Source organism: Nocardia pseudovaccinii (assembly GCF_050942345.1).
Classification (GTDB): Bacteria; Actinomycetota; Actinomycetes; order Mycobacteriales; family Mycobacteriaceae; genus Nocardia; species Nocardia pseudovaccinii.
In genome coordinates this window covers 7,293,733-7,306,322 of the sequence record NZ_CP192074.1, presented here as the reverse complement: position 1 = coordinate 7,306,322, position 12,590 = coordinate 7,293,733, and the positions used below count along the sequence as shown (strand labels likewise).

Annotated in this window: 11 protein-coding genes; 5 read left to right on the top strand and 6 right to left on the bottom strand. The window is 64.3% G+C overall.

All coding sequences use genetic code 11. The features are described 5' to 3' along the window. Window positions 1-315 precede the first annotated feature (315 nt). The 3 genes from ACQPZ2_RS32880 (at window position 316) to ACQPZ2_RS32870 (ending at window position 3,075) form a co-directional block, all read left to right on the top strand. Window positions 316-480, top strand: a complete 165-nt coding sequence (locus ACQPZ2_RS32880) for a hypothetical protein (protein WP_433521986.1) — start codon at window positions 316-318, stop codon at window positions 478-480. Between the two features lie 382 nt (window positions 481-862). Continuing rightward, entirely contained in the window at window positions 863-1,567 is a 705-nt protein-coding gene (locus ACQPZ2_RS32875) for an HAD family hydrolase (RefSeq protein WP_433521985.1), read from the top strand. 698 nt (window positions 1,568-2,265) lie between these two features. Beyond that, a complete protein-coding gene (locus ACQPZ2_RS32870) occupies window positions 2,266-3,075 on the top strand; it encodes a tyrosine-protein phosphatase (protein ID WP_433521984.1) in 810 nt (269 codons plus the stop codon). 184 nt (window positions 3,076-3,259) lie between these two features. On the opposite strand, the gene ACQPZ2_RS32865 is transcribed toward ACQPZ2_RS32870, so the two are convergent. Together ACQPZ2_RS32865 and ACQPZ2_RS32860 are read right to left on the bottom strand one after the other, a co-directional pair. Beyond that, on the bottom strand, window positions 3,260-3,811 hold the full coding sequence (locus tag ACQPZ2_RS32865) for a hypothetical protein (protein ID WP_433521983.1): 552 nt from the start codon (window positions 3,809-3,811) through the stop codon (window positions 3,260-3,262). A gap of 43 nt (window positions 3,812-3,854) precedes the next feature. Then, window positions 3,855-6,062 (bottom strand): elongation factor G-like protein EF-G2, encoded by a 2,208-nt coding sequence (locus tag ACQPZ2_RS32860; protein ID WP_433521982.1) that lies wholly within the window; start codon window positions 6,060-6,062, stop codon window positions 3,855-3,857. A gap of 602 nt (window positions 6,063-6,664) precedes the next feature. Between ACQPZ2_RS32860 and ACQPZ2_RS32855 the strand changes: the two genes are divergently transcribed. Together ACQPZ2_RS32855 and ACQPZ2_RS32850 are read left to right on the top strand one after the other, a co-directional pair. Next, window positions 6,665-7,099, top strand: coding sequence for an ester cyclase (locus ACQPZ2_RS32855; RefSeq protein ID WP_063047309.1), 435 nt, complete (start codon window positions 6,665-6,667; stop codon window positions 7,097-7,099). Between the two features lie 495 nt (window positions 7,100-7,594). Next, complete coding sequence (locus tag ACQPZ2_RS32850) at window positions 7,595-9,151, top strand: hypothetical protein (RefSeq protein ID WP_433521981.1); 1,557 nt, start codon at window positions 7,595-7,597, stop codon at window positions 9,149-9,151. Between the two features lie 4 nt (window positions 9,152-9,155). Here the strand turns inward: ACQPZ2_RS32850 and lipA are convergent, their stop codons facing one another. The 4 genes from lipA to ACQPZ2_RS32830 form a co-directional block, all read right to left on the bottom strand. Continuing rightward, window positions 9,156-10,172, bottom strand: a complete 1,017-nt coding sequence (lipA, locus tag ACQPZ2_RS32845) for a lipoyl synthase (protein WP_433521980.1) — start codon at window positions 10,170-10,172, stop codon at window positions 9,156-9,158. Window positions 10,173-10,250: 78 nt separating this feature from the next. Continuing rightward, a complete protein-coding gene (gene lipB / locus ACQPZ2_RS32840) occupies window positions 10,251-10,985 on the bottom strand; it encodes a lipoyl(octanoyl) transferase LipB (protein ID WP_433521979.1) in 735 nt (244 codons plus the stop codon). Between the two features lie 112 nt (window positions 10,986-11,097). Then, a complete protein-coding gene (locus tag ACQPZ2_RS32835) occupies window positions 11,098-11,631 on the bottom strand; it encodes an N-acetyltransferase family protein (protein WP_433521978.1) in 534 nt (177 codons plus the stop codon). A gap of 32 nt (window positions 11,632-11,663) precedes the next feature. Next, entirely contained in the window at window positions 11,664-12,569 is a 906-nt protein-coding gene (locus ACQPZ2_RS32830; protein ID WP_433521977.1) for a TIGR01777 family oxidoreductase, read from the bottom strand. Window positions 12,570-12,590: the final 21 nt, after the last annotated feature.

Sequence of the window (12,590 nt, the reverse complement as noted above, 5' to 3'; positions counted from 1 at the left end):
GTGATTCGGAAAGATCGACGGCACCGCCAATCAAGGCGATGTCCGACGCGCATCGGTTGTTGTTTTCGTATGCAGAATCAGATGTCATGATCGGAGGTATTGTTTGTCGAGTAGAAATAAGCGTTGGCGGTGGACCAGAGTAAGCTGAGGCAGCTTGTCGTTTCTGCTATTTCCGAAGGCGTGTGTTGTGGGGAATTACTCACCTCCGTCGATGACGACCCTATTATCCATAGCGGTCGAGTCCGCATGATTAGTCTTCTCCATAGGTATCAGAGGCGCCTGCGGCGAACCGAGAGCGGCACTGATCTGCACGATATGACCAAGAAGCTGGTGGAGTTACTCGAGAACTACCCTGATGAGTACATGTGGATGGTCGGTGTGTACCCGGCCAGCGGAGGTGTTCGCTTACTTCTGGCGGATTACGGCGAGTCCAGAATTCTCTTTTGGTTGAAAATGTTCGACGAGCCCAAATCCAAATAATTCCCTCGGGTTGAATGTTAACGCCTAGGCATCAAAAGGGTTGCCGTCCAGATCGTCGTCTCAGGCCGTCGCTGATCGGCACATTGCCGTGTTGACCAGAGAGGTCACGGCGATCTGGCCGCTGATATGGCCGGGCCGCTTTGGCGTCGCAGCGGCATATTGGGCTGCAACTCGACAGTCTAGGCAGGTCACGGACGGTAGCGTGACAATGCAACTCTGCGGCCACCTTTGCCGTCTGGGGCTGCAGTTCAACGAGTATCTCGTCGATTCATGAGCCGCGCAGTGGCCCGATCCTGGATTCGGAACGGGGTCGATCTGCCATGGAAGGTGCTTTGTTCTTTGCTCTACAAGTCCCACAACCTAAGCACGTAGTCTCCGTTGCGTGGGACCGACGCTCGTTCTGTGGGATGTGGACAACACGCTGATCGCCAACGGCGGGGTGTCGAAGGATGCCTATGCCGGTGCGTTCGAACTATTGACCGGAATGGGTGTCGAGCATCGGCCGCGAACCGGTGGAAGTACTGATGCGCTGATCATGCGTGATCTGGCGGCATGCCACGGCGTCTCGCTGCCCGAGGAACTCGACCTCATCTTCGATGCATTGGAGCGGTCACTGCTCGCGCGCAAGGACGATCTCAGAGAGCGAGGCCATGTTCTGCCTGGTGTGCGCGAAGCATTGGATGCCCTCGCTCATGTGGATGGTTTGGTTCAATCTGTGTTGACCGGCAACATTCGGCCCAACGCGTTCACGAAGCTCGATGCCTTCGGCTTGGCTGGTTCGCCCCTGGATTGGGAGATCGGGGTATTCGGTTCAGATGATCGCGTACGCGCCAAGTTGGTCGGCGTTGCCCAACGTCGTGCGGCTCGGAAGTACGGCGCGTCGTTTGCTCGCGCAAACACTGTGCTGATCGGTGATACGCAGAGCGACGTACGCGCTGGCCTTGATGGGGGAGCCAAAGTTGTCGCTGTTGCGTCTGGCAGTGACAGTGCAGATGTACTCGCCGACGCCGGGGCGGATGTTGTCCTTTCCAGCCTCGCCGACACGGCCGCGTTCCTGACGGCAATCAAGCTGACGCTCGGGGTTTGAGGTTCGCCGCCGAGACGCCTTCCAGAATGTGAATTCATGATGGGCGAAGCGGTTTCCCAGTTCGAAGCTGCGGATGTACATGTCGAAGAAGTCGCTGCCTTGGAGTCGCCATAGGTGCAAGATCGGAGCCGGGTAGCCGCGATGGTTGTGCCGGGCGCAGCGCCGACATTGCCGGGCGAAAGTCGCTGATTGTTCGGCGCATGCCACGAAAGATGGCGCCGTCGAAGGCCCTTCGGACGGCGGCGGAGGTTCCGCGCGACGCCGCTCGATGAGTATCCGGCGGATTACGAGCAGCTCAACGGTCCTATTCCCCTAGAGGAACTACGAAGGGCGCGCGAGCAGTTCGATCGAGCGCGGTGGGAGGCGATGACGTCGGAAACGTACGTGCCGTAGCCGGTGGTAACAATCAGTATGCCGTGCAATCAATTTCGAGTAGGCATATACTGCTTCGGCACTGCTGCAATCGATCTCGGGTTTCGCTGGCAAGGGGGTTTAGTTCCGAAGGAACAGTCTGAATCCCATTGAGCGGCACGGGAATACCGGTCAGTGGGGTAACGGCGGCGGGATCGGTGGGAAGCGGCGCACGAGGGGTGGGGTGGGTTCTACTGTCCCGCGCCATGAGGATTTCACTTGTTTCACTTATAGGTGCTGCTGCGGCGGCTTTGGCGTTGACTGCGACCGGGGTGCAGCCTTCGGCGGTGGCTGAGCCGAGTGTCGCGGCGGTCGGCGGGAAGATCGATTTGCAGGGGGCGGTCAATGTTCGGGATATCGGGGGGTATCGGACTTATGACGGGGCGAAGGTCAAGGCGGGGAAGGTTATTCGGTCGGATTCGCTGGAGAAGTTGACGGACTCCGATGTGCAGAAGCTGGGAACCCTGAATCTCAAAGCCGTTATTGATCTGCGGACGTCGGCCGAGGTTCAGTTCGCGGGGGTCGACAAGGTGCCTGCGGGGGTGCAGAAGGTGGCGCGGCCGATTGATGACACCGGGTTGTTCCAGCAGATGTTGGCGGCGATTCAGTCTCGGGATCCGCAGAAGCAGGAGGAGCTGCTCGGGAACGGGAAGGCCGAGGAGATCATGGCGAATGTGTATCGGAGCTTCTTCACCGATGATTCACGGGCGAAGTTCGGGCAGACGATTCGGGATCTGGCGGCGACCGATCGGGCGACGCTGTACCACTGCACCTCAGGTAAGGATCGGACCGGCTGGCTGACGTATGTGGTGTTGCGGGCCGTCGGGGTGCCTGAACAGACTGCGCGGCAGGATTATCTGCTGTCGAATCAGTATCGGGCCGCGGCGGATGCCAAGTTGCGCGAGCAGGTGAAGCAGGCGGGGCTGATGCAGAATCCCGATCTGCTGATTCCGCTGCAAGTGGTCAGCGACGAGTATCTGGATACCGCGATCGCTGCGATGGAGCAGGCTTATGGCGATTTCGGGAAGTTCCTGACGCAGGGCTTGGGCCTTGACGGCGGCACCCTCGTACAACTTCGGAAGAACCTGGTGAGCTAGCGAGAACGGTTCGGGCCCATTCCTTATCCGAAGGGGCGGGCCCGAACCTGCGAGCCGTCGCACAACCAGTCACGATCGCGCACTCCACTCCCCGTACTCACTACACACGATGTGTCCCACGACCATCCTGGCAACGGACGAACAGCCTGTGCGAACTCCTCGCACTATGTGCGACAGCAGAAGTTCAGATCGGGAGCACCATCTCGAAGAGGTCCCATAGCGATACGCCTCCGGTGCCGAAAGCTGTGACCAACGCGTACGCGATAAGAGCGTCCTCCACGGTGGGCTGGCGAACAGTTACCCCGGGATCGCGCACGGTGAATGGCAATGCCCAGACAACCTCGATGTGGTGCGTCCCCGTCAACATGAATTCGCCGAGCACATGCTCGCCCCGATCCCGTTGCCCGACCATCAAGGTGCTGGAGTGCAGATCCGTCGGCATCAGCCGCAAAATCTTGCCATCGACCTCGGCGACCGCGCGATAGGTCCACCGGTAGTAGAAATGCCCGCGCCCGACCGTCAACCTGATCGGGCGATCATTGATCGATGCCCGCAGCCGCTTGGCATTTCGCGTACCGATGGGAACACGCTGACGAGTGCGCGGACCGATCCGCTCGATGGTCACGGCAGTGGCATCGTCGAATACCGGTGTGGCGACCACTCTTTCGTCGGTCCGCGTGATCACGATCTTGCCGAAATGCTCGGTGTCGACGACGAAACGCTCTGGACTGCTCACCCGGCTCCTTCGACGCTAGCGAAACATCCTGCGGTGCTGGGTATCAGCCCGACTTCCTGGCCTGCTCGCGGACCGAACCGGCCAGCGCGTTCGGCATCGGTTCGTGCCGGATATACGAGCGCGTGAAATCACCTGCGCCATGGGAAATGGAGCGCAGATCTATTGCGTAGCGGGTGAGTTCGAGTTCGGGCACCTCGGCGTGGATACGGGTGCGGCCGGTGCCATGCGGTTCGGTGCCGAGGACGCGTCCGCGGCGTCCGGACAGATCGCTGAGTACCGGACCGACATAGTCGTCGGTTACCACCACCCATACTTCGGCGATCGGTTCGAGCAGGTCGATACCGGCGGCGGCCGCGGCCTCGCGCAACGCGAGCGCGCCCGCTGTCTGGAATGCGGCATCTGAGGAATCGACCGAATGCGCCTTGCCGTCGAAGAGGGTCACGCGCATATCGACCAGCGGGTATCCGGCCGCCACGCCGCGCGTGGCCTGGGCGCGGACACCCTTCTCCACCGACGGAATGAATTGTCGCGGTACGACCCCGCCGACCACCCGGTCGACGAATTCGATGCCAGAACCGCCGGGCAGCGGTTCCACTTCGATCTCGCAGACCGCGTATTGTCCGTGCCCGCCCGACTGTTTGACGTGCCTGCCCTTACCGGTTGCCTTGCCCGCGAATGTTTCTCGCAGCGCGACCTTGTGGTCGATCACGTCGACCTGCACGCCGAACCTGGTGCGCAACCGCTCCAGCGCGACATCGCGGTGCGCCTCGCCCAGACACCACAGCACGATCTGGTGGGTGTCGGGGTTCTGTTCCAGCCGGATCGCGGGATCCTCGGCCGCCAGCCGGGCCAGGCCACTGGAGAGCTTGTCCTCATCCGCCTTGCTGCGTGCCTGAATGGCGATGGGCAGCAGGGGATCCGGCATCTGCCATGGTTCGATCAGCAGCGGTGCGGCGGTGCCGGACAGGGTATCGCCGGTTTCCGCGTGGCTCAGTTTGGTGACGTAGGCGATATCACCGGCGATGGCCTGGCCCAGTGGGCGCTGCTGTTTGCCGAACGGTGCGGTGATGGCGCCGATGCGCTCGTCCACATCGTGGCTTTCGTGGCCGCGGTCCTCCAAGCCGTGACCGCAGACGTGCACGGTGTCGTCGGGTCGCAGGGTGCCGGAGAATACGCGGACCAGCGAGACCCGGCCGACGTACGGATCCGAGGCGGTGCGGATCACCTCGGCGGCCAACGTGCCGTCCGGATCGCAGTGCAACGGTGTCGGTGCCGCGCCGTCGGAGGTGTTGACCGCCGAGACCGCATGTTCCGACGGTGTGGGAAATCCGCCGGTGATCAGCTCCAGCAGTTCGATGGTGCCCAGGCCTTGTTTGGCCCCTTCCGGGGCGGGCGCGCCGAACAGGACGGGATGGAAGCTGCCCCGGGCGACCGCGCGTTCGAGGTCCTCGACCAGCGCGGCCAGCTCGATCTCCTCGCCGCCGAGATAGCGCTCCATCAGGGTTTCGTCTTCGCTCTCGGCGATGATGCCCTCGATCAGCCGGTTGCGCGCCTCGTCGAGCAGCGGCAGCTGATCGGCGGATGGTTCGCACTGGACCTCCTCGCCGGAGGAGTAGTCCGCGATGCAGTGCGGCAGCAGCTCGACCAGTCCGGTCACCGGGCGATGACCGTCCGGACTCTTCGGCCCGTACACCGGAAGATGTAGCGGCAGAATGTTTTCCGAGGAACCGCCGCCGAGTACCTGTCGACAGGTCTCGGTCATCTCGTCGAATTCGGCGCGTGCGGTATCGAGGTGGGTGATCACGATGGCCCGCGGCATCCCGACCGCCGCGCACTCCTCCCACAGCGCGCGGGTCGCGCCGCTCACGGCCTCGGCGCCCTCGGCCGCCGAGATGACGAACAGGGCCGCATCCGCCGCACGCAGACCCGCGCGCAGCTCACCGACGAAATCGGCGTATCCGGGGGTATCCAGCAGATTGATCTTTATCCCGTGCCACACCATCGGCACCACCGACAGCTGCACCGATCGGTGCTGGCGGTGTTCGATCTCGTCGTAATCCGATAGTGACGTCCCGTCCTCCACCCGGCCCGCGCGATTCACCGCGCCCGCCGTGAGCGCCAACGCCTCCACCAACGTGGTCTTACCGGACCCGCTGTGCCCGACCAGCACTACATTCCGGATGTCCTCCGGTCGCTGCGCCGTCACACCTCTACCGTTGGTCCCTGCGGACGCACTCGCTTTCTCGACCATGTGTCTCGCTTTCTCGGTCGACACTTACGGTCCTTCGAGCTTCCCACCAGCGGTCGCATCGCGTGCACGGATCGGGCGATCCGATGTGTTCATTTGCGTTTGGGTCGGCGTGTACATGAGGTTCAGGATCCGGTCAGACGGGGTGTACGCGTGCGATGCGACGGTGCGGTCGGCTATTGCGCGTAATCGGGTACGACAGCTCATGGCGCGAGCCGTACCGGCAAATCGGTCGACCGACCAGTCTGCGCGGGACTGGTGAGTGATGCGCGTACATGACCGCCGGGGTATCCGCCCGCAGGTAGACATCATGCGAGCACGGGACAGGTCCGTTGCCCCTTACCTCGCGTACGAAACAGGCGCACAATGATTGCGGTACACCGGTTTCAGGGATTGTTATCGGCGGGTAGCTGGATGTCCGCCGACAATATTCGGACGGGCATCTGCCGTGATGAGAGCGTCCACACACTGGGTCGCGGTGCCTGGATCCGCCGCTGGCATCGCGGCCGCGCTCCGAACCACACTCCATGCCGGGCACCGCGAATGCTGCCTGTAGAGACTATGGCCGCCGCCGGTTCGGCACTATCAATCGAAGGGAAAGCGCCATGTCAGAGCAGAACAAGGCCACCGCCAAGCGCATCTTCGACGCATGGAACGCGCGAGACCTCGATGTATTCGACGAGGTGATCGCGGCTGACTGCATCAACCACGATCCACAGAACCCGTTCGCTGAGGTCCATGGCCCCGACGGCTTCAAAAAGCTCGTGCAGATGTATCTCGCCGCGTTCTCGGATCAACGGTTCTTGGTCAACGAACAGATCGCCGAAGGCGATTTCGTCACTACCCGATGGACGGGCACAGGTACCAACGACGGCGAGATGATGGGCATGTCCCCGACGGGCAAATCAGCGGTCGTTCAGGGAATCACGATCAGTCGCTTCCAGGACGGCAAGATCATCGAAAACTGGGCATGTTGGGACACGCTCGGGATGATGCAGCAACTCGGTGTCGTCCAGGCGGCGCACTCTGCAACCACCTGACTCGCACCGTCTCCTCGCTGCTGTTGGATAAAGTCAAGTGCGGCAGTGAAATTCGAGTGGGCGGTTGTGTACGCCCACTCGGTGCATCTCGCCAGAAATTGGCGGCTCGCCCGCGGCCGCTGCTCTTGACGCTGTCTCCGGGGGAGAAGATCTCGATTCCGCAGGGGATCCGGCCTCCACCCGACCGATAACACCGACCTTGCGGTGTTCAGGATCGCCGCGGCGATGGCTCTGTCGATTTCCGCTGAGCCGAAGCGACAGGGGCCAGGCCGGAGTTGCGCGGGCATCGCAGCTGGGATTTCGCGCCCGAAGCGGCGGCGACCATGTCGAGTGTCGCACCGCCCCGACACGCGCGTCTGTCGCCGCCACGCCGGTGTAGTGACACCTTTTGTCGCCAAAACCACACTCTTACGGTGCCTTTCGAATTTTCGTCAGGCGGTCGCGCTGAATACCGTTGGTGGGTCGACTGCGCGGACGAGAGGGAGGGTGACCTCGATGCTGGTTGTCAACGAACGGGCGGCGGTTACGCGATCCGAGCAGTGCGTGCTCGACTGGATGCGAACGTGGACCGGTCAATATGTCATTGTGGGGCTTGCTATTTCGGGATGGCACCGGCCCGACCGCAACTCCGGGGAGACTGTGCGGGAGGCGGGTCTGGTGGTGTTCACACCACGCGCGATGATCGTGATCGAAGCCGAGGAGACCGCCGCCGAAGTGGCTACCGGGGTTTCGGGCCCGACCGACGGGCGCTCGCGGCTCCTCGAGTTCCAGGGCGATCCGGTTCCTGTCCGCGATTGCGACACCAGTCCGTTCGACCGAGCGACGAGCCATGTGCTCGATCTCGAGGAGTTGGTGCACAAGCGGCAACCGGACGCCTTCGTCGACGGGTTGGTCGTGGTTGTGCCGCCTCGGGACGCGTCGGTCATGCTGGATATCGAAGCGTCCGAGCATGGCAACTGTGTGGTCCTCGGGTCGTCGGCCGGGTTGCGGGCTTGGTTTCATCGGACGGCTAATCGGAAGCTGATCTGGACCGCGGAGCAGGTGCATGCGCTACTCGGCGAGCTTCACCTGTCGCACGTGGTCACCGTCGAGGATCTCGCGGCCGAGGGATTTCCGTCAGAGTCGGGACGGCGTATGCGTTCGGAATCCAGGGCGCTGGTCGGCGCTGCCCGCGCGTCTGCTCCGCTCAGTGCTATCGCTGCGCCGGTCGGCAGCTCGAGTGTGGCTGCCGGACAGCCGGATGCGGATGGGCTCTCCGAACCACGGTTCGAGTCGGCCCTGCCGCGGCCTTCCGATATCACCGAAGTTCTTGTCGACGATCATTCGACAACGACGGTGGACAACTCGACGGCGCTGGTCGGAGCGGTATCACTGTCGAAGCACGATGGGCCGCAGTCCGTTTCGTCCGCGATAGGGAATACGGGGACAGTATCCGCCGGACTGCAGCCGCCTCCCTCGGCTCCGTACCCGCCATGGCTCGCAGCCGATATCGCCAGGGCTCAGGCGAGGGGTGCGCAACGCTCGCGGCTTGCGGTTCGCTCGGATGCGGGGCACGTATCCGTGCCACCGGCAGAGCCGGAACCGATCGCCGCTGTCGATGCCGTTCAGGCGCGGTCGGCACCGCCGTCGTCGCCCGACGCCGACGCGTGGTCGTCGTGGGTCGACTCCGACCCGCAATCGATGCCGACTCCACCACAGGCTGAGCCGGAACCCATGCGGCCGACAACCCCGCGGCAGACGGCCCCGCCCGCCGCCGAGCGGTCGAACCAGGATTCGGCTCGCCGACGGGTGTCCGCAGTACGCACGCGTACGTCGACCGCACTGGCGAAAGGACTCGAGCTCATCCCCGGCCTACCGCAACACCTCGCGACCTTGCTGATCGTCGCGGTCGTCATCGGCACGATCTGGATCCTGGTTTCCGCGGGTGTGAACGAGCGCGGTAGCGCCGTTCAGCCGCGCCCCGTGCCGAGTACCGAACCAGCTGCCCCGGTGGCACCGCAGGCTCCGGCTCAGCCCGAACCGCGGTGCTTCCCGTTCCAGCCGGGATGTTGATCGACTAGCCGCCGAAGCGGGCCAATACGGAGCTGGCCTCCTGTGCGGCGGTGCCCTCCGCTGCGAGATGTGCCATGGCAGGCGAGATTTCGCGACCGTGGTGGGCCATTGCCTGGGCGTAGAGGCGGCCCGCGCGGTACGAGGAGCGGACCAGCGGCCCGGCCATGACACCGGCGAACCCGATTTCCTCGGCCATGCGCGAGTGCTCGACGAATTCCTCCGGCTTGACCCAGCGGTCCACCGGATGGTGGCGCGGCGAGGGCCGTAGGTATTGGGTGATGGTGAGGATGTCGCAACCGGCCTCGTGCAGGTCGCGCATGGCCTGGGTGACTTCCTCAGGGGTTTCGCCCATGCCGAGGATCAGGTTCGACTTGGTGACCAGGCCGTCTTCCCGGGCGGCGGTCAGCACGGCGAGGGAGCGCTCGTAGCGGAACGCCGGGCGGATCCGCTTGAAGATGCGCGGCACCGTCTCCAGGTTGTGCGCGAGCACCTCAGGGCGTGACGAGAAGACCTCGGCCAACTGCTCGGGGACCGCGTTGAAGTCCGGGATGAGCAGTTCGACGCCGGTGTTCGGGTTCAAAGCCTTGATGGCGCGGACGGTTTCGGCGTAGAGCCAGGCGCCACCATCGTCGAGATCGTCGCGCGCGACGCCGGTGATGGTGGAGTAGCGCAGGCCCATCGCCTGGACGCTTTCGGCGACCCGGCGCGGCTCGTCGCGATCGAGTGCGGCGGGTTTGCCGGTGTCGATCTGGCAGAAGTCGCAACGGCGGGTGCACTGTTCGCCGCCGATGAGGAAGGTGGCCTCACGGTCTTCCCAGCATTCGAAGATGTTGGGACAACCCGCCTCCTCGCACACCGTGTGCAGGCCTTCGCGTTTCACCAGGCCCTTGAGTTCGGTGTACTCGGGGCCCATCTTGGCTCGGGTCCGAATCCATTGAGGCTTGCGCTCGATCGGGGTCTCCGCGTTGCGCGCCTCGATGCGTAGCAGTTTGCGTCCTGCCGGTGCTGAAGCTGAGGTCACTCGATCGACCTTACGCCTGCCGTGCGCCGCCGTCGGATGCAGTCCGTCACTGTTCCGGGCAACGCGACAGCTGCCGACTCATTCGGCTTTCGCGGACTCCACGGCCGGTGCGGCGCGGACGATGTCGCGTGCGGTCACCGGGAGCTCGCCATTGAGCGCGCGGGTGATCGCATCGGCGACGAGCGGCTTGACTTCGGCCACCGTGACCTCGCGACCGAGTTCGCGCGTCAGCGTGGTGACACCGGCGTCGCGGATGCCGCACGGGACGATCGCCTGGAAGCCGTCGAGCGCGGAATTGCAGTTGAGCGAGATGCCGTGCAGCGCAACGCCCTGTTGCACCCGCACGCCGATCTGGGCGACCTTGCGCTCGGAATAGAGCTCGGTCGCGGCCAGCCAGACACCCGAGCGGCCCTCGACTCGCCCGCAATCCAGGCCGAGGCCGGTGCAGACGGTGATCAGCGCTTCTTCCAGCCTGCGCACGTAGTGCACGACATCCACCGGCTCGGCGAGCCGCACGATCGGGTAGCCGACCAGTTGGCCCGGACCGTGCCAAGTGATCTTGCCGCCGCGATCGACCTGCACCACCGGGCTGCCGTCGATCGGCAGATCCTCGGCCTCGGTGCGGCGACCAGCGGTATAGACCGACGGGTGCTCCAGCAAGAGCAGATGGTCGGAGCCCTCCCCGGCGGCCCGCTGCGCGGCGATCGATCGCTGCATCTCCCAGGCGCTGTGGTAATCGATGAGTCCGAGATCCTCGACCACGATCGGGGTCGTATCGAATCTGGCGGACCAGGTGGTGCGCGTGTCGTTCACGTCCTCGACGGTACGCCGAGTGTGTCGATTCGATAAACCAACCCGATGTGGGCGATGCCACAGGGTTGCCAGGTTTGGCATCGGTGCAAGTGGGTGCACTCGTCCGTGCGGCTCAGTCGCCCTCGACCGGCAGCGTCAGCTGCATCAGCGTCAGATCCATCCAGCGACCGAATTTGCGGCCCACTTCCGGCAGTTCCCCGACCGTGCGGAAATCGAATCGCTCGTGCAGCGCGATCGAACCGGTATTGCCGGATTCGATGGCAGCGACCATGGCGTGCACGGTACCCGCTTGGCGGGCACGCTCGATCAGCTCGGTGAGCAGGGCACTCGCAATTCCGCGGCGGTGGAAACGCTCGGCGACGTAGACCGAATTCTCCACGGTGAAGCGGTAACCCGATCGGGTCCGCCATGGGCCGTAGCTGGCGTAACCGGCGACCTCGCCGCCGATATCGGCGACCAGAATCGGCAGCCCGGCGGCGGTGCGGTCGCGGAACCAGGCGCGCCTGTCGTCGAGATCGACCAGCTCGTGATCCCAGATGGCAGTGGAGGTGGCGATATTCGTGTTGTGGATGACCAGGATCTCGGGCAGATCGCCCGCGCGCGCGTCACGGATGACGGTGGCGGGTCGGGTGTCCAGCTCGGTCATCGATCTACTCCATGGGGTCTTCGGATGCGGCGTCAGCGGTCGTCGTCGTGGCCGAGGGCGGCCGCCAGCGCCGCGCCGATCGTCTGGTGCTGGAACGGATACCCCGCCTGCTCCAGTGCCGTCGGAATCGCGCGCGGCCCGTTCAGGATCGCCTCTTCGGCGAATTCGCCGATCAGCGCGCGTAATGCGAACGCGGGCACCACGAATGGAGTCGGTCGGTGCAGCACACGACCCAGTGCCCGATTGAATTCGGCATTGGTGACCGGTGCCGGACCGACGGAATTGATCGGCCCGGCAATGCTGTCGTGGGTGAGCGCGAAGATGATCGCGCCGATCTCGTCGGCCATCGAGATCCACGGCGTGTACTGCCGTCCATTGCCGAGTCGCCCGCCGAGGCCGAGCGAATACAGCGGCTGCAGCATGCTGAGCATGCCACCGTGATGGGACAGCACCACGGCACTGCGCAGCAGCACCGTGCGCACGCCCGCGTCGACGGCGGGTTTGGTCGCGGCCTCCCAATCCCGGCAGAGGGTGGCGAGGAAACCCGTTCCCGCGGGGGTGGTTTCGTCGACCACGCGGTTGCCGGTGGCGCCGCCGTAGTAGTGCACGCCGCTGGCATTCACCAGCACCGGCACACCAGCGGCGGCGACCGCATTGGCCAGGACATCGGTCGGGGTGAGCCGACTGTCACGCAGCTCCTGTTTGTAGCTGCCGTTCCAGCGCCGTCGTCCGATGCTCGCCCCGCAGAGGTTGACCAGTGCGTCGGCGCCCCGCAGGGCCCGCTCGTCCAGATCGGCGCGAGCGGGATCCCAGCGGTGTTCGTCCGGCGCGTTGGGTGAACGGCGTACCAATCTGGCGACTTCGTGCCCCTCGCGGCGCAGCGCCGCGACGAGTGCCGTCCCGATCAGCCCGGACGAACCGGCGATCACCACTTTCATACGCGACAGACGACCCTTTCC

Bases quoted from the DNA above. Each gene is read 5' to 3' on its own strand.
- ACQPZ2_RS32880 (WP_433521986.1), top strand. From the start codon at position 316: ATGACCAAGAAGCTGGTGGAGTTACTCGAGAACTACCCTGATGAGTAC.
- ACQPZ2_RS32860 (WP_433521982.1), bottom strand. From the start codon at position 6,062: ATGGTCGAGAAAGCGAGTGCGTCCGCAGGGACCAACGGTAGAGGTGTG.
- ACQPZ2_RS32855 (WP_063047309.1), top strand. From the start codon at position 6,665: ATGTCAGAGCAGAACAAGGCCACCGCCAAGCGCATCTTCGACGCATGG.
- ACQPZ2_RS32850 (WP_433521981.1), top strand. From the start codon at position 7,595: ATGCTGGTTGTCAACGAACGGGCGGCGGTTACGCGATCCGAGCAGTGC.
- ACQPZ2_RS32835 (WP_433521978.1), bottom strand. From the start codon at position 11,631: ATGACCGAGCTGGACACCCGACCCGCCACCGTCATCCGTGACGCGCGC.
- ACQPZ2_RS32830 (WP_433521977.1), bottom strand. From the start codon at position 12,569: ATGAAAGTGGTGATCGCCGGTTCGTCCGGGCTGATCGGGACGGCACTC.